The 22097-nt window shown below is 58.0% G+C and carries 17 protein-coding genes and 1 pseudogene; 10 read left to right on the forward strand and 8 right to left on the reverse strand.

Going from position 1 to position 22097, the window contains the following annotated elements; all coding sequences use genetic code 11:
- Nucleotides 1–182: 182 nt before the first annotated feature.
- Nucleotides 183–908 carry a histidine utilization repressor gene (hutC, locus tag RS75_RS00005; RefSeq protein ID WP_200893606.1) on the reverse strand — a complete coding sequence of 242 codons (726 nt, stop codon included), beginning with the start codon at nt 906–908 and terminating at the stop codon, nt 183–185.
- 48 nt (nt 909–956) lie between these two features.
- Nucleotides 957–2303 (reverse strand): formimidoylglutamate deiminase, encoded by a 1347-nt coding sequence (locus RS75_RS00010; RefSeq protein ID WP_045016135.1) that lies wholly within the window; start codon nt 2301–2303, stop codon nt 957–959.
- 115 nt (nt 2304–2418) lie between these two features.
- On the opposite strand from RS75_RS00010, the gene hutI reads away from it, so the two are divergent.
- The 5 genes from hutI to RS75_RS00035 are packed head-to-tail and all read left to right on the forward strand — an operon-like array spanning nt 2419 to nt 8339.
- A complete protein-coding gene (gene hutI, locus RS75_RS00015) occupies nt 2419–3678 on the forward strand; it encodes an imidazolonepropionase (RefSeq protein WP_045016138.1) in 1260 nt (419 codons plus the stop codon).
- Nucleotides 3675–5219, forward strand: a complete 1545-nt coding sequence (gene hutH / locus RS75_RS00020; RefSeq protein ID WP_045016140.1) for a histidine ammonia-lyase — start codon at nt 3675–3677, stop codon at nt 5217–5219. The genes hutI and hutH overlap by 4 nt, the downstream gene beginning before the upstream one ends.
- Before the next feature lies 1 nt (nt 5220).
- The gene (gene hutG, locus RS75_RS00025; protein ID WP_045016143.1) at nt 5221–6039 is read left to right on the forward strand and encodes an N-formylglutamate deformylase; all 819 of its coding nucleotides are present in this window, start codon (nt 5221–5223) and stop codon (nt 6037–6039) included.
- The gene (gene hutU / locus RS75_RS00030) at nt 6036–7709 is read left to right on the forward strand and encodes a urocanate hydratase (protein WP_045016144.1); all 1674 of its coding nucleotides are present in this window, start codon (nt 6036–6038) and stop codon (nt 7707–7709) included. Before hutG ends, hutU begins: the two co-directional genes overlap by 4 nt.
- 60 nt (nt 7710–7769) lie before the next feature.
- Nucleotides 7770–8339, forward strand: coding sequence for a HutD/Ves family protein (locus tag RS75_RS00035; RefSeq protein ID WP_045016146.1), 570 nt, complete (start codon nt 7770–7772; stop codon nt 8337–8339).
- Between the two features lie 13 nt (nt 8340–8352).
- On the opposite strand, the gene RS75_RS00040 is transcribed toward RS75_RS00035, so the two are convergent.
- The 4 genes from RS75_RS00040 to RS75_RS00055 all read right to left on the reverse strand — a co-directional run bounded on the left by RS75_RS00040 (nt 8353) and on the right by RS75_RS00055 (nt 13139).
- Nucleotides 8353–9831, reverse strand: coding sequence for a M81 family metallopeptidase (locus RS75_RS00040; RefSeq protein WP_045016149.1), 1479 nt, complete (start codon nt 9829–9831; stop codon nt 8353–8355).
- A gap of 71 nt (nt 9832–9902) precedes the next feature.
- Nucleotides 9903–10991 carry a D-TA family PLP-dependent enzyme gene (locus RS75_RS00045; protein ID WP_045016657.1) on the reverse strand — a complete coding sequence of 363 codons (1089 nt, stop codon included), beginning with the start codon at nt 10989–10991 and terminating at the stop codon, nt 9903–9905.
- Between the two features lie 31 nt (nt 10992–11022).
- A complete protein-coding gene (locus RS75_RS00050; protein ID WP_084686306.1) occupies nt 11023–11418 on the reverse strand; it encodes a RidA family protein in 396 nt (131 codons plus the stop codon).
- A 335-nt stretch (nt 11419–11753) separates the two neighbouring features.
- Nucleotides 11754–13139: an FAD/NAD(P)-binding protein gene (locus RS75_RS00055; protein WP_045016151.1), complete on the reverse strand. Its 1386-nt coding sequence runs from the start codon at nt 13137–13139 to the stop codon at nt 11754–11756.
- 431 nt (nt 13140–13570) lie between these two features.
- Between RS75_RS00055 and repA the strand changes: the two genes are divergently transcribed.
- The 5 genes and pseudogenes from repA to soxR all read left to right on the forward strand — a co-directional run bounded on the left by repA (nt 13571) and on the right by soxR (nt 18691).
- Nucleotides 13571–14785 carry a plasmid partitioning protein RepA gene (gene repA / locus RS75_RS00060; protein ID WP_084686307.1) on the forward strand — a complete coding sequence of 405 codons (1215 nt, stop codon included), beginning with the start codon at nt 13571–13573 and terminating at the stop codon, nt 14783–14785.
- Nucleotides 14782–15792 (forward strand): plasmid partitioning protein RepB, encoded by a 1011-nt coding sequence (gene repB, locus RS75_RS00065; RefSeq protein WP_045016155.1) that lies wholly within the window; start codon nt 14782–14784, stop codon nt 15790–15792. The genes repA and repB overlap by 4 nt, the downstream gene beginning before the upstream one ends.
- A gap of 185 nt (nt 15793–15977) precedes the next feature.
- Complete coding sequence (repC, locus tag RS75_RS00070) at nt 15978–17255, forward strand: plasmid replication protein RepC (protein ID WP_084686308.1); 1278 nt, start codon at nt 15978–15980, stop codon at nt 17253–17255.
- Nucleotides 17256–17735: 480 nt separating this feature from the next.
- A pseudogene (locus RS75_RS27020) lies at nt 17736–17947 on the forward strand (hypothetical protein).
- A gap of 288 nt (nt 17948–18235) precedes the next feature.
- Nucleotides 18236–18691 carry a redox-sensitive transcriptional activator SoxR gene (gene soxR, locus RS75_RS00075; protein ID WP_045016158.1) on the forward strand — a complete coding sequence of 152 codons (456 nt, stop codon included), beginning with the start codon at nt 18236–18238 and terminating at the stop codon, nt 18689–18691.
- 38 nt (nt 18692–18729) lie between these two features.
- On the opposite strand, the gene amyA is transcribed toward soxR, so the two are convergent.
- Entirely contained in the window at nt 18730–20217 is a 1488-nt protein-coding gene (gene amyA, locus RS75_RS00080; RefSeq protein ID WP_045016160.1) for an alpha-amylase, read from the reverse strand.
- 133 nt (nt 20218–20350) lie between these two features.
- Nucleotides 20351–22081 (reverse strand): acetyl/propionyl/methylcrotonyl-CoA carboxylase subunit alpha, encoded by a 1731-nt coding sequence (locus RS75_RS00085; protein WP_045016162.1) that lies wholly within the window; start codon nt 22079–22081, stop codon nt 20351–20353.
- Between the last annotated feature and the right edge of the window lie 16 nt (nt 22082–22097).

The following is a 22097-nucleotide window of genomic DNA, read 5'->3' on the forward strand; positions in this document are numbered from 1 at the left end:
AACACAACAAAATACAAATTCTAGAAAAAACTCGAAAGTGATTGATTCTAAAGGAGAGTTTGAAATTAGTCATACAAACTAACAGATTTTAACACTTTCGCAGCCGCCTGGCAAAAACCGGAGCTTCCCCTTTCCAGGACAGGGGTTCTCTAGAGCTGTTGCAGAGGTATGTGTTCCCGACCTCAGTCGGAAGACGGGCTGAAACGGGCGACCAGGGCGTGCGCATTGCCGGGATAAGTGAAGCGTACATAGGTGACGGCACCCGAATTGCTCCATGTGCGCCGTTCCACGACAAGGCAGGCCTGCCTTTCGGAGATGCCCAGCAAACGTGCGATCTCCTTCGAGGGCGTTTCGGCGCTGATCCGGTGTTCGGCAGTGCTCCACGGAACATGACCCAGCAGCCAGGGTCCGGGCGCAATCTCCGTGAAATCAGCTTCTGCGGCCTTCGGCACGGCGGCCACGCTGATGAGACGCTGTTCGATACAGAATTCGCGCCTGCCCGCAAAATGGATGCAGACAATACCGAGCAGCGTTTCTCCGATAGCAACGTCGAGACTTGCGCGATCGTCTCGCTTTGCCGCACGCGATACGCGCTCCAGGACTTTAAAGCCATATACCAGGCCGAGGGATTCGACTTCAGCCCTGATATCGTGAATTTCGAGAACCGCAGACTGGATCTGCGGCTGACGAACGAAGCTGCCGGATTTCTTGCGGCGCTCGATCAGACCAGCCGTCACAAGCTGGCCCATGACCTTGTTGACGGTCATGCGTGAGCAATCGTAATGGGCGGCGAGGTCGACCTCAAAGGGTAACCGGTGACCCGGTGGCCATTCCCCCGATACGATCCGGCCCTCGATATCGCTGAGGATACGCTGGTGCAGGGTTTGCCCGGCCGATGCTTTCGTCACGTCCGCAATGCCTTCCAACGGCTCGATCTCGTTCCTATCGAGCGCATATCAGCTATCGACAAGTTCGGCCATGACCTTGTTGAAGCGGTCCGATATTTCGTGGCGATGAACGTGCCGACCCGCTTGCACCAGCTTTTTACCACGCACCCAGACGGAATCGATGCGAACGCCACCCGCGAATATCCACTGGTCGAGAATCTGAGATATAGGCAGATAGGAAACGGCTGTGACATCAAGCGCAACAAAATCGGCGCTTTTTCCCTGTTCTATGCCATTTCGTGATGCCAGCGCCCTGCCGCCACCTTCGAGCGCCTGCCGAAACAGTTTCTCGCCCGTAGATCGCCCGGCATCGGCGATGACATTGCGCGCCCGAAGCGACAGGCGCTGCGAATATTCGAGCATCCGCAATTCTTCCGGCACGGAGATGAGGATGTTGGAATCGGAACCGACACCGTAATGGCCGCCTTCCGCAATAAAATCCGGCGCGGGGAAGATGCCGTCACCGAGATTGGCCTCCGTGATCGGGCAGAGACCGGCAACCGCGCCGCTTTTTGCCATGCGGCGCGTTTCAGCGTCCGTCATATGCGTCGCATGAATGAGGCACCAGCGATCATCGACGGGTGCATTCTCCAAAAGCCACTCCACCGGCCGGGCACCGGAAAAGGCAAGCGAATCTTCGATTTCCTTTACCTGCTCCGCCACATGAATGTGGATCGGCCCGCCCTTTGCAAGCGGCTCGATGGCGGCCAGTTCGCTGCCGGTTACGGCGCGCAGGCTATGCGGCGCGATGCCGAGCGCAGCACCCGGCAATGCGTTCACCACGGCCTGCGCGCCCTGCATCAACCGTTCGTAGCTGTCGAGCGAGTGGATGAAACGTTTCTGCCCGTCAATCGGCGTCTGGCCGCCGAAACCGGAATGCGCGTAAAATACCGGCAGCAATGTCAGGCCGATACCCGTTTGCGCGGCCGCCGCACCGATACGCTCGGCCATCTCGGCGATATTGCCGTAATGCGAGCCATCCCTGTCATTATGCAGGTAATGAAATTCGCCGACCCGCCCGAAACCTGCCTCCAGCATTTCCATATATAGCTGGGCGGCCACCGCCTCGACGTGATCCGGCGTCATGGACAATGCGAACTTGTACATGACGGTACGCCAGCTCCAGAAACTGTCATCGGCAGGCCCGCGAATTTCGGCAAGTCCGGCCATGGCCCGTTGAAAAGCGTGGCTGTGGAGATTGGGCATGGCAGGCAGGATGACGGCATGCCGCTCATCCTGCGACTGCGGGGAAACATTGCTTTCGACGGATAAAACAGCGCCATCATTGCAAACAATGCGAACATCCTGCGCCCATCCGCCAGCCAGAAGCGCTGCGCCCGCGTGAATTGCCGTCATGCCATCCTCTCCTCTTCGTCGATCGGGCAAGGCCACTTTCAAACATGAAATTGCGGCTTGCCAAGCTCGTTATTATGTATATACATTTGAGCCACAAAAGAAAGGCGAAAAGCAAATGCCAGGGAACAAATCTGCAAAGGGAATGGCGACGGAAAACGCTGCTGAATTGTGGCGCAACGCCCGGCTGGCAACCTTCAACCCCTTGATGGAAGGCATCGGCGCAATCGAAAACGCCGTCATCGCCGTACGCGATGGCCGCATCGCCTTTGCCGGCCCTGAACGCGATCTGCCTGCCGATCTGGCAGCGGCCAACGAGGTCACCGATTGCGGTGGACGCTGGATCACCCCGGCTCTGATCGATTGCCACACACATCTGGTCTTTGGCGGCAACCGCGCCATGGAATTCGAAATGCGGCTCAATGGCGCGACCTATGAGGAGATCGCCAAGGCAGGCGGCGGCATCGTTTCTTCGGTGCGCGACACACGCGCACTTTCGGAAGAGGCTTTGTTGGCACAGGCATTGCCCCGTCTCGACACGCTTCTGGCCGAGGGCGTCTCGACCGTCGAAATCAAATCCGGTTACGGTCTCGATATTGAAACCGAACTGAAAATGCTGCGTGTCGCCCGCAGGCTTGGAACGCTGCGCCCTGTTAGAATCGTCACCAGTTATCTGGCCGCGCATGCAACGCCCGCCGAATATAAGGGCCGTAACGCCGATTATATTATGGAAGTGGTTCTGCCGGGGCTGGAAAAAGCCCATGCGGAAGGGCTGGTGGATGCGGTCGATGGTTTTTGCGAAGGCATCGCCTTTTCCGTCGAGGAAATAACCCAGGTTTTCGAGGCGGCAAAACAGCGCGGGCTTCCCGTCAAGCTGCATGCCGAACAGCTTTCCAACCTCGGTGGTACAGAGCTTGCCGCATCCTATGGTGCACTTTCTGCAGATCATCTGGAATATCTTGATGAGGTGGGCGCTGGGGCGCTGGCAAAAGCGGGAACGGTGGCCGTGCTTCTGCCGGGCGCATTTTATGCACTCCGGGAAAAACAGCTGCCACCGGTTCAGGCTCTGCGCGACGCAGGCGCCGCCATGGCGCTCGCGACCGATTGCAATCCCGGCACCTCCCCACTCACCTCCCTGCTTCTGACCATGAATATGGGGGCGACGCTTTTCCGCATGACAGTGGAAGAGTGCCTGACGGCGACGACGCGCAATGCCGCGAAGGCGCTCGGCCTGCTGGCTGAAACCGGCACGCTGGAAGCCGGAAAATCCGCCGATTTCACTATTTGGGATATCGAACGCCCGGCCGAGCTTGTCTACCGCATCGGCTTCAATCCGCTCCACGCCCGCATTTTCAGGGGACAGAAAGTTTGCCCATGACCATGAAGACCATCACGCTTCACCCCGGCACTGTGACCCTTGCCGATCTTGCCGCGATCTACTGGGATAACGGCGCTGCCAAACTCGACCGTTCATTCGATGCCGGTATCGAAAAGGCGGCGGCCCGCATCGCCGAGATCGCCGCCGGCAATGCCCCGGTCTATGGCATCAATACCGGTTTCGGCAAACTCGCTTCCATCAAGATCGATGCAGCCGATGTGGCAAAGCTGCAGCGCAATCTCATTCTTTCACATTGCTGCGGCGTCGGTGCGGCGCTTCCGGAAAATGTCGTGCGCCTTATCATGGCGCTGAAGCTGATTTCGCTCGGTCGCGGCGCATCCGGCGTGCGGCTGGAACTGGTGCGACTGATTGAGGAGATGCTGGAAAAAGGCGTAATCCCGGCTATTCCGGAAAAGGGTTCGGTCGGCGCATCCGGCGATCTCGCCCCGCTTGCCCATATGGCCGCCGTGATGATGGGCGAAGGCGAGGCTTTTTATGAAGGCGCGCTTCTGCCCGCCGGCGAGGTGCTCGCAAGAGCCGGGCTGACCCCGGTTGTTCTTGCCGCCAAGGAGGGCCTGGCGTTGATCAACGGCACGCAGACCTCTACGGCGCTGGCGCTCGCCGGTCTTTTCCGCGCCCACCGCGCGGCACAGGCAGCCCTGATAACAGGTGCGCTTTCCACCGACGCCGCCATGGGTTCTTCCGCACCTTTTCATCCCGATATTCACACTTTGCGCGGCCACAAGGGGCAGATCGACGCGGGTGCTGCACTTCGCGGATTGCTGGAAGGTTCCGAAATCCGCGTGAGCCATATCGAAGGCGACGAGCGCGTCCAGGATCCCTATTGCATCCGCTGCCAGCCGCAGGTGGACGGCGCCTGCCTCGATCTTCTGCGGCAAGTGGCCCGCACGCTTGAAATCGAGGCCAATGCGGTGACGGACAATCCGCTGGTGCTTTCCGACAATTCCGTCGTGTCCGGCGGCAACTTCCACGCCGAACCGGTAGCCTTTGCCGCCGACCAGACGGCGCTCGCCATCTGCGAGATCGGCGCGATCGCGCAGCGCCGCGTGGCGCTTCTCGTCGACCCTGCCCTTTCCTATGGCCTTCCCGCTTTTCTCTCGAAAAAGCCGGGGCTGAATTCCGGCCTGATGATTGCCGAGGTCACCTCCGCCGCGCTGATGAGCGAAAACAAGCAGATGGCGCATCCGGCCTCGGTCGATTCGACGCCAACCTCCGCCAATCAGGAAGACCATGTCTCCATGGCCTGCCATGGCGCGCGCCGCCTTCTGGCAATGACGGAAAATCTCTTTGCCATTCTCGGCATCGAGGCGCTTTCGGCGGTTCAGGGCGTGGAACTGCGCGGGCCGCTGAAAACCAGTCCGGAGCTGCAAAAGGCAATCGCCGTGCTGCGTACGATGATCCCTTCGCTGGAAGAGGACCGTTATATGGCGCCGGACCTGAAGGCGGCGGCAGAGCTGATTGCCACCGGCGCTCTGGTCTCCGTGATTTCGGAAGGCATCCTGCCGAAGCTGGAGGTGTAAGATGCACATCTTCGACATCAGGCAAGGCTCATCGCCCGTCATTCTTGGCCTTCCCCACACCGGTACCGATGTGCCGGCGGAAATCTGGCAACGCCTGAACGACAACGGCAAGATGCTTGCCGATACCGACTGGCACATTCATGATCTCTATGCGGATCTGCTGGACGACGCGACCACGGTGCGCGCCACCTTTCATCGTTACGTGATCGACGCCAACCGCGACCCCGAGGGCGTCAGCCTTTACCCCGGACAGAACACCACGGGCCTCGTTCCGGAAACCGATTTCGACGGCAAGCCGATCTGGAATGAGGGGCAGGAACCCGACCAGGGCGATATAGCCTATCGGCTGGAAACCTTTCACGCGCCCTATCATGCAGCCCTTGCAGCGGAAATAGAGCGGGTGAAGGCCATCCACGGCATCGCCATTCTCTACGATTGCCATTCCATCCGCTCGCATATCCCTTTCCTCTTCGAAGGCAAGCTGCCGGATTTCAACATCGGCACGGATATGGGAAAGACCTGCAATCCCGCCATTGAGAAAATGGTGGTCGAAGCGACCGCTGCTGCGGAAGGTTACACCAGCATTCTCAACGGCCGTTTCAAGGGTGGCTGGACGACGCGCCACTACGGAAAGCCCGAAACCGGGGTGCACGCCATCCAGATGGAACTGGCGCAATCCACCCATCTGACGGCCGAGGCACCGCCATTTGCCTATGATGACGCCAAGGCGGCGAAACTTCGCATCCACCTGAAAGATATTCTCGTGCGTATCGAGACGACTGCGCTGACACTGGCACACACCAAAAGGGGAACCAAATGACCAATCCTCGTCATAATATTCGCGACGTCCGCGCTGCGCGTGGAACCGAACTGACCGCGAAATCCTGGATGACCGAAGCGCCGCTGCGCATGCTGATGAACAATCTCGATCCTGAAGTGGCCGAGAACCCGCACGAACTGGTGGTTTATGGCGGCATCGGCCGCGCCGCCCGCACCTGGGCAGACTTCGACAAGATCGTCGCGACGCTGCGCGATCTCAACGAAGACGAGACGCTGATGGTCCAGTCCGGCAAACCGGTCGGTGTGTTTCGCACCCACAAGGATGCGCCGCGTGTATTGATTGCCAACTCCAATCTCGTGCCGCACTGGGCGACCTGGGATCATTTCAACGAGCTGGATAAGAAGGGTCTCGCCATGTACGGCCAGATGACCGCCGGCTCCTGGATCTATATCGGCAGCCAGGGCATCGTGCAGGGCACCTACGAAACCTTCGTCGAGGCCGGGCGCCAGCATTATGGCGGCGATCTCAAGGGCAAGTGGGTTCTGACCGGCGGCCTTGGCGGCATGGGCGGCGCCCAGCCACTCGCCGCCGTCATGGCCGGTGCCTGCTGCCTTGCCATCGAATGCAATCCCGATTCGATCGATTTTCGCCTGCGCACCCGTTACGTCGATGCCCGCGCAGAAACCCTCGATGAGGCGATGGAGATGATCGAGCGCTGGACCGCTGCCGGTGAGGCGAAGTCCGTTGGCCTGCTCGGCAACACCTCCGAAATCCTGCCGGAAATGGTCCGCCGTGGCATCCGTCCGGATATGGTGACCGACCAGACCTCGGCGCACGACCCGATAAACGGCTACCTGCCGAAAGGCTGGACGATGGCCAAGTGGAAGGAAAAGCGCGAGAGCGACCCGAAGGCCGTCGAAAAGGCCGCACGCGCCTCGATGCGCGAACATGTCGAGGCGATGATCGCCTTCCAGGACATGGGCATCCCGACCTTCGACTACGGTAACAACATCCGCCAGGTCGCCAAGGAAGAAGGCCTCGAAAATGCCTTCGCCTTCCCGGGCTTCGTGCCTGCCTATATCCGCCCGCTGTTCTGCCGTGGCATCGGCCCCTTCCGTTGGGCTGCTCTTTCCGGTGATCCCGAGGATATCCGCAAGACCGACGCCAAGGTGAAGGAACTGCTTCCAGACAACAAGCACCTGCACAACTGGCTGGACATGGCCGCCGAACGCATCGCCTTCCAGGGACTGCCGGCGCGTATCTGCTGGGTTGGCCTTGGTGATCGTCACCGCCTCGGGCTCGCCTTCAACGAAATGGTCAGGAGCGGCGAACTCAGCGCCCCGATCGTCATCGGCCGCGACCATCTCGATTCGGGTTCCGTCGCCTCGCCGAACCGCGAGACCGAAGCCATGAAGGACGGTTCGGATGCCGTGTCCGACTGGCCGCTCCTGAATGCGCTGCTCAACACGGCGTCAGGCGCGACCTGGGTTTCGCTGCATCACGGCGGCGGCGTCGGCATGGGCTTTTCACAGCATTCCGGCATGGTCATCTGCTGCGACGGCACCGATGATGCGGCCCGTCGCATCGAGCGTGTGCTGTGGAACGACCCGGCAACCGGCGTGATGCGCCATGCCGATGCCGGTTACGAGATCGCCGTGGAATGCGCAGAAGAACAGGGTCTGCGACTGCCCGGCATTCTCGGCAACTGATCCAGCATGGCCGGGAATGCGGAAAACGGTTTCCGGCCAAAACCTTGCGGAAGTAGAAACATGACCCTGTTGCGTGCAAGCGGCTACAAACGCATGCCCTGGAAAAACGGTGGTGGCGAGACGGTGGAAATCGCCGTCTTTCCGCCTGATGCCTCTGTGGATGACTTCGACTGGCGCATCAGCATGGCGACAGTTGCCAGCAACGGCCCGTTCTCCATCTTTCCCGGCATAGACCGCACCCTGTCTATTCTTGAGGGAAACGGCATGGTGTTGGCAATCGCCGCAAATAACCCGCTTCTCCTGACGATCGAAAGTGCGCCCCTGCCCTTTCCGGCGGATGTGCCGGTGAACGCAACCTTATACAACGGTCCGATCGTCGATCTGAACGTCATGACCCGTCGTTCGACCTTTCGCCACAGCGTGCAAAGGCGGTCCGGCACGTTTTTCGCAGACGCTGCCGGCAACACGACGCTTGTTCTCGCGCTCGATCCGCTGACAATCTCCAGCGGCAATGGCAAAGACCGCCTGGAGAGCTTGGACAGCCTGATGATCGAAAGCGATTTGCCTTTCACCGTCGAGACGCATCAAAGCGAAGGTGCGTTTTTCCTGATCTCGCTTGAGCGCATCTGAAGCCGCCACAACTTCAATCCAGCCCCAGCGGATCGGCCACCCTTGGCCAAAGCTGCAGGCTTGCCTTGCGATAGGCGGTTTTTGCCGGATCGGTCGGGTAAGACGTCGGGGCGGCGATGTAAACGATCTCGGATGCGACCGGCGCAAAACCCGCGTGGAAGTGGTTGGTCGACTTCACCAGCAGCACGTCTTTCCTGGCGAAATCGATGCCAAGATTGGAAAAGATATCCGGCTCATAAGTTTGGGTTCGGCTGGTGATGAGAATGATATCTATCTCCGTTCCGACCGGCCGGACAACGGCGGCACGTCCGAGCGTGACGCGGCTGTTGCGGAAACTCTGCCATCCCGCCTCGGCGGTGCGCATCACCCTGATCCGGAAATCAAGCGGCTGGCCACCTTCAGGGCTGGATTTGCCGCCGATGCGCAAATCGATCTCCGCGCCCTCGCCCGCCGCATGACAGAAGGACACGGCAATCGGATCCCAGATCGTCGCGACGCCGATATTATCCATGCCGCGCTCCACCAGGCGTCGCAGAATATGAGTGGCATCGCCCGCGACACCGCCGCCGGGATTGTCCCATATATCCGACACCACGACCGGCATATCCGGATTTTCGCTCCGAATGGCGAGAGCCTTGTCGAGACCCGCTTCGGTGTCGAGCATCGGCATCGCGGTCAGCTTGCGCATGGCGTAAAGCTCACGGCCAAGTTTTTGCGCCAGAGCATCGCCCTTCGCCCTGTCACCATCGGTAACCACAATGATACGCGTGCCCATATCCGGTACATCGCCGGCCATAAAACCGTGAATGACGGAAATGGACAGAATGCCATCCCTGCCCTCCAACGCCTTCAACCGGTCGACATAGGAACGCATCGGCTCGCGGCTGGTGGGATAAATGGTAATCATACGGCAATCGAACGTGGAGATGACCGGCCTGATCTCTCCCCGCAAGGTACGCAGCGCCAATTCCACGACATGCTCGCCCCGTTCTTCGAAGTCCGTATGGGGGAATTCCAGAAACGTTGCCATAATGTCGAGATTAGCGACCCTCAGCGCCGTCAGATGGCTGTGGGGATCGAATTCCGCCGCTATCAGCACATCGGGACCGACCAGCGCGCGGATATGCGACAGAAAATCGCCTTCTGGATCGTCATAACCTTGCGCCACCATGGCACCATGCAGGCCAAGAACCACGGCATCGACGGGCAGGGCGGCGGCAAGCTCGGCAAGAATGGTGTCACGCAACGTTTCATAGGTCTGGCGCTGGATCAGCCCCGCCGGCTCTGCCCAGCAGGAGGTGCCCTCGATTACCGTAAACCCTTCCGCCTTGCCACGGCGGCGCAGAATTGGCACCGGCGACGAGCAAAGTGTCGGCGTTTCCGGATGTTCGCCCGGCCCGGCATAAAAAGCGGCGCGAAAAGCATCCATATCCGTCGGAACGGGTGAAAACGTATTGGTTTCGGTGGCGAGCGATGCCGTGAATATGCGCATAACTGTGATTCTCGTTGCCGGTGCCCACCTTTTGGCAGCATCCTTTTCGCAATTTAATTAGCCGGGTAATATTACCAGACGGTGCCGCGCGCCGCGACCTCCTCAACCCGCGTCACGATACCGTTTCGATGAAAAACCATCCTGTCGAAAAGATTGCTGACGACGCAGGTGTGGTTCGGCACGACCTTGACCACATCGCCGATTTCGGGCCGGCCTGCGGTGCATCCGGACAAATCGACGACCGCGTGTTCTTCCGATAACGACGTGATTTTTGCGCCTTCATACCCTTCGATCAGCCCATAATCGCTGAAACCCAGAAGATCAGAGGTCAAGGCCTTGGAACCGCTATCCAGCACGGCGCGGTCCGGTGTGGGTTTCGATACCACGGTAGCAAGAACATGCATCGCCAGATCACCGGCGGTGCAATGTCCGGCACGCAACATCGAGCGGTCATTATAGACATAGGTGCCCGCCCGGTGTTCGGTCGCGGAGGGAACGAGATGCGCGGAGAAAAAATCCGGTGAACCACCGCTGGAGCGAACCGGGCAGTCAATGCCCTTTTCCGCAAGCAGCGCCATGGTTTCACGAATGAAATTTTCCACCTTTTCAGCGTCGCCGGGGGCCGGATAGGTCAAAATACCCCTAAATTTAAGGCCCGGTGCCGCAACGATCTTTTCTGCAAGCTCCGATACGGCTTCGGGGGTCTGCACGCCACAGCGTTTTCCACCGGTATCACATTCAACAAGTACGGAAAGTGGTCTTTCCGCATCGAATGTGCCGGCAAGGCCGGCAATTGTCACAGTGCTGTCGGCAACGACGCTCAGTTGTCCGATACGCGCATTCAGCGCCTTCAACCGCGAAAGTTTTGCCGCGCCAAGGATATTATAGGTGATCAGAATATTGTCGAAACCGGCATCCGCGAAAACCTCCGCCTCGCTGACCTTCTGGCAATTGATACCGATGGCGCCCGCCTGAAGCTGCTGTCTCGCGATGGCCGGTATCTTGTGCGTTTTGATATGCGGGCGGAAAGCCTTGCCATGACCGTCGAGATAGGATTGCGCCCTCAAAATATTGGCGGCAAGCCGGTCTTCGTCGATCACCGGCATTGGCGTCGAAATCGCGTTGAGTGGAGTGCCCTTGTCAGGCCAGGGATATGTCATCATATGCTCTCAAAATCGGCAAAAACTGGAATCAGTCCAGCGGCTTGTAGGCGATAACGTCCATTTCCACCTTCGCATCGACCATCAGGGTCGATTGAACGGTGGAGCGTGCCGGCGGATGATCGATGAAATGCTTCTGGAAAACCGCGTTGAAGCTCGAAAAGTCCCGCGCGTCGTCAAGCCAGACATTGACCTTGACCACATCGGCGAGCGTACAATCGGCAAGTGCCAGAACATCCTTGATATTGGCCACAACCTGCTCCGTCTGCGCCACGATGCCGCCGGTTACCACCTCGCCATCGACGGTCGGTACCTGTCCGGACACATAGACAAAATCACCCGCCCGAACGGCCTTGGCAAAAGGCCGACGCTGACCGCCAGCCTGAGTGTCAGCCGTTTCGAACCGCACCAGCATCTGCTTTTCCATTGAGCCTCGCAAATAATTTTCATAATTTCCGTATTTTTCTGATTTTATAGCCGATTTAACGTCAACATTCCATAAGTGATGTAAATTATTTAGCAACTGGAACTCGCCGCGCAATCCGGCAGCTTCAAAGTCGTTGCCTAGCCTCTCCTGTAAGACGTTTTCGCAGTCTACCTCCTGCTTTGCAAATCAGGACCAATGGCATTTCGGATGGCTCCCTCATTACAGAAGAAACAAGTTTGCCGCGGCTAACTTCAAAAACCAAAGAACCCAAGAAAAAGCAGTACCCGAGGAAGTGCGTGCGGACGCAGTCGGCTTCAACTCATTTCTCCGCCAAATCAGCCGTGCGCGGCCACGCGGCTGCTCAATGCCACTCTGTCCGTAACGGTCCGTGCGATTTTCTGTGCCTGCACCCGAATATCCGGCACTGCAGTTATTTCCCAGAAGCGGCCAGCCGTCAGCGCTCCGGCGGCGAATAGGCCGGGCCAGATTTGTCCGTCTGCCCGTAACAAACGGGACTGATCATCAACTTCGACTCCAAGACCAAAAGAGTCGAGCAAAATAACACCATCGTCGCGCATGGATTCCAGAAGACGCGAATGACCAATGCCCGCTCTCTCCATGCCCGTGCAATTAACAACCCAATCAACCTGAATATCCCTAAGCGTCTGCGTATGTCTGCGGCGATAAAGCACGGTAATCCCGTCTTGCCCTTGCTCAAGGGAGCGGAGATAACCGGCGTGGATCTCCAAAGTCCCCTCAGAAAGAAGTGTTTCGAATGCCTTGTGGACTTCAGGCGCAATCCGGTGCCGGTGGATGTTCCACCAGGGCAGGGCGTGCCGAAGAAATCGTCCACGCTGCTCGGAGGTTAGGCTTTGCCAAAGCAGCTGCGTCTTTGGCCGCAGACCGTCCATCACCGTGCGCCATGGCGTTCCTTCATTCACTTGTCTGCGCAGGGACTGCAACAGGCGGCTGATTTCGGTCGAACCTTCAGGCAAGAACGGCTCAGCGGCCGGTAGCGGCGGGCTGACATGCGGATGCGGCACGAGCCCTCGGCGGGATAAGACGTGGATTGGACCGCGATGCCCTTTCCCACGCAAGGTCAAAACCTGATCGATCATCGTCAGGCCCGAACCCAGGATACAGATACGGTCCCCCGTCTTCACCCGCGACAACCATCCCGGCTGCCAGCAGTGCCCAATAACATGCTGCGCCCTGCTCTCCTCTTTCGCCAGAGTTTGCACCGGCAAACTCGCCGCACCGACACCCAGACATAAAACAACATTCTGCGCGAGCAGCATTTCGCCATTCTCCAGAACGAAAGAATATCCGCCGTCACTATCCGGCCGGCAGCCGGACGCCTTTGCGCGGATGAAGTCCACCCTCGCCCGTTGATCCCGGCTTCTCAGCAGAGCCGCTAGCCTATCCCTCAGATAAAGACCGTAATCTCCGCGCGAGGCGAACAACAAAGGATCATCCCCAAGCCCGTTTCCCGTCAGCCAATCGAGAAAGTCATTCGGTCGGTCTGGGAAGACGCTCATGCGGCCCGCCGGTACGTTAAGCCGATGATAGGGCAACTCGGTACGATAGGCAGTGCCACGTCCGAAATCAGAATCATCGCCGACGATGGCGATCGAAGCGTCTGCTGGCAGGGATGACAAAAGATGAGCGGCGGTACAGATGGCCGAAAAACCCGACCCGACGATAGCGACATCATAGGACATTCAATCCTCCAACCTTCGATAGCACGAACGATCAGGCGATGGGCGCCGGACCCATTGATACTCTAGTCAATGAGTAGAGATTAAACACCTCCGAATGTCCACCCTTCACTTTCCGCCATCGAGACCGGCCATCGCATGAGTAGAGATCGTCAAAGTTAGCCGCGGCAAACTTCGACCTCTCTCTGCAGAGCAGCCACAAAGAAAGATGGATACCGCATTATTAAGGGACCGAGAGTGAAGTTAGCCGCGGCTAACCGACAATCTGTCACAAAAACAAAATCTGATTCTTCCACAATGCCTTAGCGGGACTTTCGCATCCGAGAAAAAAGCCTATTGCGCCAAAAAGAGAATCGGCGCTTATATCTCAGTTGCGGAAAAAACCGTCTTTTTCGAAAAAAACCGCAACTGCAATTTCGAGCGAAAGAAGATCCATGACACAGAGTGCCGACTCAAGACTTGCTGCAGGGGCACCGGACCTGACGAGCCTTATACAACAGCATTCGGCTGCGTTGTCAGCCCAATTGCAGGCGCATAATGCAAATACGTTTTCACCGCATACTGAAAAGAGCATGCGTCATTTTTCGCCTGCGGAAACTGCCCGGTTGATCGGAATCGGCGAAGCCTATCTTCGCCAGATAGCAGCTGAACGTCCGGAACTGGATGCGGCACAAGTCTCCGGTCGTCGGTCCTATTCGGTAGAGGATATGGACGAGATCAGAAAATTTCTCGATCAGGGCGCGCGCGGCACACGCCGCTACCTGCCCCACCGTCGTGATGGCGAAGAATTGCAGGTCATCGCGGTCATGAATTTCAAAGGCGGTTCAGGAAAGACCACGACGTCGGCGCATCTTGCGCAATATCTGGCGCTGCGCGGTTACAGGGTTCTCGCCATCGATCTCGATCCGCAGGCAAGTCTGTCGGCGCTCTTCGGCCATCAGCCGGAAATGGATGTCGGTCCGAACGAAACCCTTTATGGCGCGATCCGCTACGATGACGAGCGCCGGCCGATCGCAGAGATCGTGCGCGGCACCTATATTCCCAACCTTCATATCGTTCCGGGCAATCTGGAGCTTATGGAGTTTGAGCACGATACGCCGCGGGCGCTGATGCGTCGCGCGCCGGGCGACACGCTGTTCTTTGCCCGCATCGGCCAGGCAATAGCTCAGGCACAGAATTTCTACGACGTCGTTGTCATCGATTGCCCGCCGCAACTCGGTTACCTGACGCTTTCGGCGCTGACGGCGGCGACATCGGTTCTCGTCACCGTTCATCCGCAAATGCTTGACGTCATGTCCATGAACCAGTTCCTTGCCATGACCGGCGATCTTCTCGCGGAAATCGGCAGGGCCGGCGCACGATCCGATTATAACTGGATGCGTTACCTGATCACCCGTTTCGAACCGAGCGACGGGCCGCAAAACCAGATGGTCGCTTTCCTGCGATCGATCTTCGGTGAAAATGTCCTCATTCATCCAATGCTGAAGAGCACGGCCGTTTCGGATGCCGGATTGACCAACCAGACGCTTTTCGAGGTGGAAAGAACCCAGTTCACCCGTTCGACCTACGATCGCGCTCTGGAAGCCATGAACAACGTAAACGCTGAAATCGAAGGACTGATTAAAAAAGCGTGGGGTAGGGCAGCATGAGTAGAAAAGAGATCTTCGCCAATCTCGGCACACCTGGTACCGACAACGAAACCGCTCCCGAGCGGTCGCGTCCGCGCGTCAGACCCATCCTCGGTTCTCCGGAACTGGTGACGGATGTCCTGAATTCGCCGGTCGGCATGATCGGCCAGTCATTGAATGAAGTATCGGAACGTTCCAAGCGCGCTGAAGAGATCGAAAAACGGCTCGCAGAGGGTCTGACGATCGTTTCGCTCAATCCTGCCGATATCGACCCCTCTTTCATACCGGACCGCATGCCGTCCTCGGAAGAGGCGGATGCAGGCCTGGTCGAAGCCATTCGCGAGCAGGGCCAGCAGGTTCCCATTCTGGTGCGCCCGCATCCCGATTTCCCCGGTCGTTATCAGGTCGCCTTCGGCCATCGCCGTCTGCGCGCCGTTTCCATCCTGGGTATTCCGGTCAAGGCTGTCGTTCGCGATCTCAGCGATGAACAGCTGGTTGTCGCCCAGGGACAGGAAAACAACGAGCGTCGCGACCTCACCTATATCGAAAAGGCGCGCTTCGCCCAGAAACTACAGATACGGTTTCCCCGTGACACGATCATGGCAGCGATGTCGCTGCACAAGGGCGATCTTTCCAACATGCTGTCGGTTGTCGGGCGTATTCCGGAGGATCTCGTCGATCTTATCGGTCCTGCGCCCACCGTCGGCCGCCGTAACTGGATGGATCTTGCAGATCAGCTTTCCTCGTCGCAGGTCAAGGAAGCAGCGCGCGCCTATGTCAGGGAGCCTTCCGTTGCCGCTCTTCTGTCCGAAGACCGTTTCAAGTCGCTTCTGGATTTTCTGAAGCCCAAGGCACAGGCCAAGAAAGCCGGTGTCTGGTCTTCTGAAACGGGCAGCAGACTGGCGAAAGTGGTCGAGAGCGACCGTAAGCTGGATATATCGATCGACAAGAACGAGGCACCGGAATTTGCCGATTTCGTTCTCGAACATCTTCAGGCGCTGTTTGCCGAATACCGGTCCAAGCAGTGATTTTCAATATCAACGACTAACAGGAGACGCATCACAAAAGAAAAAAGCCCCCGAACGTTGCCGTACGGAAGCCTTTCTTTGATCTAAGCAACCAAAGAATCTCATTTCCGCGAATCATAGTCAAGAGTCTTGGCATCGAATTTTTCGGTGAGCGATTTTCTTTTGCCTTGTGAAAGGTGAAAGACATGGACAGCACATGTGTAACGACGCCCTTTGGGCGGCGAGCGATGTCATTTGGCGTTCTCGCAACGCAGTTTGCCGCGCAGAAGAACAAGAAGACCGAAGCGGTCGATAAATGGAAACTCTATCGTTCCGTCTGTGAAGCCAGGCCATTGCTCGGCGTGACCGACCGTTCGCTCGCGGTTTTGAACGCGCTTTTGAGCTTTTATCCGAAGAGCGAACTCTCCAGCGAAGCCGGTTTGGTGGTCTTCCCGTCGAACACGCAATTGTCGCTGCGTGCGCATGGCATGGCCGAACAGACATTGCGCCGGCATCTCTCGGCTCTTGTCGAGGCCGGTCTCATTATCCGCAAGGATAGCCCTAACGGAAAACGCTATGCCCGCAAACACCGGGGAGGGGAGATCAGCGAAGCTTACGGTTTCTCGCTGGCGCCACTCCTTGCCCGTAAATCGGAAATCGAGGAACTTGCCGAGCGCATCGTCCGCGAGCGGCTCGATCTTCAGCGTCTTCGCGAAAACATCAGCCTTTGCCGCCGCGATATCCAGAAACTTTGCGAAATGATCGCCACCAGCGGTGAAGTCGAGACATCCGAAGGATTCCAGACCCGCTACAATACGATTGCCCGGTCTCTTGGCCGCAATTCAAAACCTGCCGAACTGAAGGAAATCGCCGGTTTTCTGGTCTCTCTGCGCACGGAAGTGACCAACTATCTGGAAAATATTGAAAAATCGGAGAAAATGGGCGGCAATGACTGCCAAAATGAGCGCCTCATAAAGAATTCAGAATCCGAATCCATATCTAAACCGCTAGATTTGCGTGAACCGGCAATCGTTGCACCTGCCGACACAACAGTCACACAGCCAGCATATGCTGCACCCATCAGTGCAAGACCTTCACCACAACAGCCAAAGCCTGTTCTTCATAAGCAATTTTTTGTTCCTGATATTGTTTTGGTTTTGAAGGCTTGCCCGGATATCTCTCTCTATGCCCCAGGAGGAGCGATAACCGGCTGGCGTGATCTCGAAGTGGCAACGTCCGTGATCAAAACCATGTTCAACATCAGCCAGTCGGCTTATCAGGACGCGCTGACTACCTTCGGCCGCCAGGGAACCGCAGCCATTCTCGCCTGCCTGCTGCAAAAGGCGGACCAGATCAGTTCGCTTGGCGGATATCTGCGCAATCTGACCCGTAAGGCCCATGAGGACAGTTTCGATCTTCAGGCCCTGCTTCTGGCGCAGTTACGTGGGCGAACGGTCGCTATGGAGAAAGGCATGACAGGATGAGTTCGTTGAGGTGAGGGAAGACGGCGACGGCTTGCGAAATTTCCCGTCTGAAGCTACATTGAAGCTGCTTCCACAATATCCGAAGATTCGTTGTAAGGCTGCTTACGTTTCCACACAGGTTGCAGCCGATGGGCCTCCCTATGGTTAATGCAAGGTAGAGAAAGCTAACTTACAATTAGCTTTCATTTGCGCTTTTCCCTGATTGGTTTCAATCGCTTGAGTCCGGAGCGTTTTTAGCGGAAAAGCAGGGTTTACGGCAGGAAAGTGTGATTTTTACCGGCCCAAAGTCTGGGGAACAGGATTTGGAGGAAGCAGAAACGGCATTACTGCACCGGCCGAAAACATTTCCGCCTTCATCGAGAAACGATCATTGTAATTGGCAAACGCTACGCCTGCGCACGGGTATCGCAACGCGCGGGAATTGAACTTTCACTGAAGTTTCGCGTTTCCGCTTCACTGCCACAACGGATCGCGAAGCCAATGATTTTTTCGGATGACATGGAACTGGCCGTCGCTCTTTATATGCGGATAATGCCTTGCCCCGTCAGGTGGCTATTAAAAAGCTTTTGCAGGTTGGGCTTCAGGACACAGGCTACTTGACCGGTGGCGCGGGCCGACCAGCAGAAATCGTCGACGGGCAGCCAAGTGCAGACTATGTACAATACGGCACTTATCTCGACGGAGACAACTGAAACGCCCGGAAACCGGGAACTGCGGGAACTTGCGCGCGGCTACCGTCTATAACGTCGGCACCGACGATTTCAAAACCGCGATGGAAGGCTGCCGGTTCTGGATCCGCATGACCGTGAAATCCTGATCCGACCACATTCAGGATTTCAGAGGCGCCTGTCGGGTGCCTCTTTTTAATTCGGCTATCCAGCCTATTGACCTCAACCATAGTTGAGGAATTATACCGGCTGCTCTTCAATGTGTTTCCGCGTTTTTAAGAGCGGAGATCGTTCAGAAAACCGGAGCCGGGCATGGAAAATACCGTATCTAGACACAGCCTGACGGTGGGGGAAGTTGCGCGTCGTAGTGGCATCGCCGTTTCCACCATCCATTTTTATGAGGCGAAGGGACTGATCGAAGGCTGGCGCACCAGCGGGAACCAGCGTCGCTATCATCGCGCCGTCCTGCGGCGTATCGCCATCATCCGCATCGCGCAGCGGGCCGGCATTCAGCTCAGCATCATCAGGGACGCTTTGGCGGATTTGCCGCAGGATCGGGTGGCGACGACGGCGGACTGGCGCGTGTTCTCGCAGTCATGGCGGGAAATGCTCCAACTTCGCATCAACAGCCTCATTATGCTGCGCGACCAGCTTACCGGCTGCATCGGCTGCGGCTGCCTTTCGCTGGATGACTGTCCATTACGTAATCCGAACGATGTTCTGGCCGATGCCGGCGCAGGCCCGCGCCGTCTCGTATCTGCTGAATGAGCAAGGTTTTCGTCTGGTCGCTCTAAAATCGATAATCCTTACTCGGAATCGGCCGGAACCCAGACACTGACGCTGCCGCCATTGCTGGGGAAGACGCCCTTGCCGTTCTCGCCAAGGGTAATCTGTTCGTGACGGTGACCGAGAAAGTCACGCCATACCGCTCCTGCCTGTTCCGGGCCAAGATCGATCTGTTTTTCCGCCGGCTCGCCGTTTGACATCACCACCACGCAGCCCGGCTCGTCGGCGGTGCCATGGCGAATAAAGGCAATGCAGCTTGGATCATCGAGAACATCCGTCTGGGCACCGTTGGCGAAGCGGCTGCGCGCCTCGATGAGCTTCGGCAGGCATTCGATCGCCGGCATGTCGATCTCATGCTCGTTGCCGTCATCACCGGTGTCGGTGTAGCGGGTGCCGAACAGATCGGGATAAAAGACGCAGGGAACGCCCTCTTCGCGCAGCAGAATGATGGCATAGGCCAGAGGCTTGAACCACGGCTCCACTGGTGCTTCCAGGGATTGCAGCGGCTGTGTGTCATGGTTGTCGACAAGTGTGACGGCATGGTCGGGAACAGCCGAAATCAGCGACCCGTCGAAGATGGTGCGCATGTCGAAATCGCCGCCGTGTTTGGAGGCATCGTGAAAACGGTGGTGAAGGGCGACATCGAAAAGCATCAATTGTTTGTCGACCAGATCGAGATAACTTTTCAGCGCCTCGATATCCGGGTGCCAATATTCCGCCACGACGAAAAGATCGGGATCGACCGTGTCGCGCATATGGCCGACCCAATCGCGGAAAAACCAGGCCGGAATATGCTTGGCGGCATCAATGCGGAAACCATCGACCTGCACCTGCTCGGCAAGCCACCGGCCCCAATATTTGAGTTCCTCGTAGACCGCCCTGTTTCTGAATTCGACATCGGCGCCCATCAGATAGTCGAAGTTGCCGTTTTCCTCATCGACCTCTTCATTCCACTCGCCGTCGCCATATTCGTTGACGAGGCGAAAAATGCCGTCCTCATCAGGCTCTTCGATGTGGTCGACACCGCTGAAGCACTTCACGTCCCAGATGAATTTGGAATGTTTGCCGTTTCGGCCCGGAAAGGTGAACCGCGTATAGGCGAGCGCCTGAAAATCCTCATCGTCTATTTCGGTGCGGTCTTCGGGATTGACGCGGCGAACCCGCACCGTCTCCTTTTCATCTGCACCCATCTTGTGATTGAAGACCACGTCGTGGATGACGCGGATGCCGTTTTCCTTGAGTGTGCGGCCAGCCTGTTCGAGAGCGGTGCGATCGCCATATTTGGTGGCGACGGTTCCCTTCTGGTCGAATTCGCCAAGGTCAAAAAGATCGTAGGTGTCGTAACCCGCCGAGTAACCGCCGCCGGCACCCTTGTAGGCCGGCGGCAGCCAAACATCAGTGATGCCCATCTGGGCAAGGCTTGTCGCCTTTTCGGCCACCTCGCTCCATAATTTCCCTCCGTCCGGATAATACCAATGGAAGAATTGAAGCAAGGTGCGTCCGGCCATATTTCCCTCATATTGGTTAGCAGGTCGCGCCATAAACGGAACGGCGGCGAAAGGGTTCCGCCGCCGTTGCTGACCGAGCTTCGATTGTGAGGGGGGCCACCTTCCCGGACGGGTCTGTGGCGTCGTCTATATGCTATTCCGCAATTTCCAGAAGTGCGGCACCGGCCTGCAGATAATCGCCTTCCTTGACGATCAGGCGGACCTTGCCGGCCTTCGTGGCGACGATTTGCGTTTCCATCTTCATGGCTTCCATGACGGCCAGAAGATCGCCTGCGGAAACGGTTTCGCCGTCCTTCACCTTGAAGGATTGCAATGTTCCCGAAACGGGAGCGGTGATTTCCCCCTCATTCTCCTTGACCGTTGCACCGGGGGTAGCGGCATTACCGCCGCTGACGGCGCCGAGACCGGATAGCAGCAGGTTCGGCAGACCGACCGAGACCCGCTTGCCGTCGATTTCCAGAAAGGTGCGGGTGATTGATGGATCCTCGGCCGGTGCCGGTCGTTCCATGGCATCGGGCATGGCGGCGAAATCTGTCTCGATCCAGCGGGTATGAACCTTGAATCCATCCGTGCCGATGAAGTCGTCCGTTTCGACGGCGGCGCGATGGAACGGCAGGACCGTGGCAATGCCTTCGATGCGGAATTCCTTCAGCGCGCGGCGGGCGCGGCGCAGAACCTCGTCGCGGTCGGCACCCGTGACGATGAGCTTCGCCATGAGCGAGTCGAACACGCCAGGCACGCTGGAGCCGCTGACGACGCCGCTATCCACGCGAATTCCGGGACCGGAAGGCGCGTCGAAAACCGAGATCGAACCCGGTGTGGGCAGGAAGCCCCGGCCGGGATCTTCGGCATTGATGCGGAATTCCATCGAGTGGCCGCGCGGTTCCGGTGTTTCAAGCACCCGCAGCTTATGGCCTTCGGCGATACGGAATTGCTCGATGACGAGATCGATGCCGGTGGTTTCCTCGGTGACGGGATGTTCCACCTGTAGGCGCGTATTGACCTCCAGGAAGGAAATGGTGCCGTCGACGCCGAGCAGGAATTCGACGGTGCCGGCGCCGGAATAACCTGCGGCGGCACAGATCGCCTTTGCAGCATCGTGGATCTTCTGCCGCTGTTCGGTGGAAAGGAAGGGTGCGGGAGCCTCCTCGATCAGCTTCTGGTTACGGCGTTGCAGCGAGCAGTCGCGGGTGCCGAGCACCAAAACGTTGCCGTGCTTGTCGGCCAGAACCTGGGCCTCGATATGACGCGGCCGGTCGAGGAAGCGCTCGAGGAAACATTCGCCGCGACCGAAGGCGGCTGTCGCCTCGCGCACGGCGGATTCGTAGAGATCGGCGATTTCTTCCATCTTCCACGCGACCTTCAGGCCGCGCCCGCCACCGCCATGCGCCGCCTTGATGGCGACGGGCAGGCCATATTCTTCGGCAAAAGCGGTGACTTCGGCGGCGGAAGCGACGGGGCCGTCGCTGCCCGCGACCAGCGGCGCGCCGACACCAGTGGCGATGCGCCGCGCCTCGACCTTGTCGCCCAACGCTTCGATGACGTGTGGGTCGGGGCCGATCCAGCTAAGGCCGGCGTCGATAACCGCCTGAGCAAATTCAGCGCGTTCGGACAGGAAGCCATAACCGGGGTGAACGGCGTCTGCACCGGCACGTTTGGCGATCGCAATCAGCTTGGCGATATCGAGATAGGTCTCGGCCGGGCGCAGGCCCTCCAGCGCATAGGCCTCATCCGCCAGTCGGACGAAAAGAGCATCCTGATCGGGGTCGGCATAAACGGCGACCGATTGCAGGCCGTAATCGCGGCACGCGCGGATGATCCGCACCGCGATCTCGCCGCGATTGGCAATCAGCACTTTTTTCATCGCTTTTCTCCTCGGA

The organism is Rhizobium nepotum 39/7 (assembly GCF_000949865.1).
Taxonomy (GTDB): Bacteria; Pseudomonadota; Alphaproteobacteria; order Rhizobiales; family Rhizobiaceae; genus Agrobacterium; species Agrobacterium nepotum.

Bases quoted from the DNA above. Each gene is read 5' to 3' on its own strand.
- RS75_RS00055 (WP_045016151.1), bottom strand. From the start codon at position 13,139: ATGTCCTATGATGTCGCTATCGTCGGGTCGGGTTTTTCGGCCATCTGT.
- hutI (WP_045016138.1), top strand. From the start codon at position 2,419: ATGCCAGGGAACAAATCTGCAAAGGGAATGGCGACGGAAAACGCTGCT.
- RS75_RS00040 (WP_045016149.1), bottom strand. From the start codon at position 9,831: ATGCGCATATTCACGGCATCGCTCGCCACCGAAACCAATACGTTTTCA.
- RS75_RS00085 (WP_045016162.1), bottom strand. From the start codon at position 22,081: ATGAAAAAAGTGCTGATTGCCAATCGCGGCGAGATCGCGGTGCGGATC.
- soxR (WP_045016158.1), top strand. From the start codon at position 18,236: ATGGAAAATACCGTATCTAGACACAGCCTGACGGTGGGGGAAGTTGCG.
- RS75_RS00050 (WP_084686306.1), bottom strand. From the start codon at position 11,418: ATGGAAAAGCAGATGCTGGTGCGGTTCGAAACGGCTGACACTCAGGCT.
- repC (WP_084686308.1), top strand. From the start codon at position 15,978: ATGGACAGCACATGTGTAACGACGCCCTTTGGGCGGCGAGCGATGTCA.
- RS75_RS00010 (WP_045016135.1), bottom strand. From the start codon at position 2,303: ATGACGGCAATTCACGCGGGCGCAGCGCTTCTGGCTGGCGGATGGGCG.
- repA (WP_084686307.1), top strand. From the start codon at position 13,571: ATGACACAGAGTGCCGACTCAAGACTTGCTGCAGGGGCACCGGACCTG.
- repB (WP_045016155.1), top strand. From the start codon at position 14,782: ATGAGTAGAAAAGAGATCTTCGCCAATCTCGGCACACCTGGTACCGAC.
- RS75_RS00035 (WP_045016146.1), top strand. From the start codon at position 7,770: ATGACCCTGTTGCGTGCAAGCGGCTACAAACGCATGCCCTGGAAAAAC.
- hutG (WP_045016143.1), top strand. From the start codon at position 5,221: ATGCACATCTTCGACATCAGGCAAGGCTCATCGCCCGTCATTCTTGGC.
- amyA (WP_045016160.1), bottom strand. From the start codon at position 20,217: ATGGCCGGACGCACCTTGCTTCAATTCTTCCATTGGTATTATCCGGAC.
- hutH (WP_045016140.1), top strand. From the start codon at position 3,675: ATGACCATGAAGACCATCACGCTTCACCCCGGCACTGTGACCCTTGCC.
- hutU (WP_045016144.1), top strand. From the start codon at position 6,036: ATGACCAATCCTCGTCATAATATTCGCGACGTCCGCGCTGCGCGTGGA.
- RS75_RS00045 (WP_045016657.1), bottom strand. From the start codon at position 10,991: ATGACATATCCCTGGCCTGACAAGGGCACTCCACTCAACGCGATTTCG.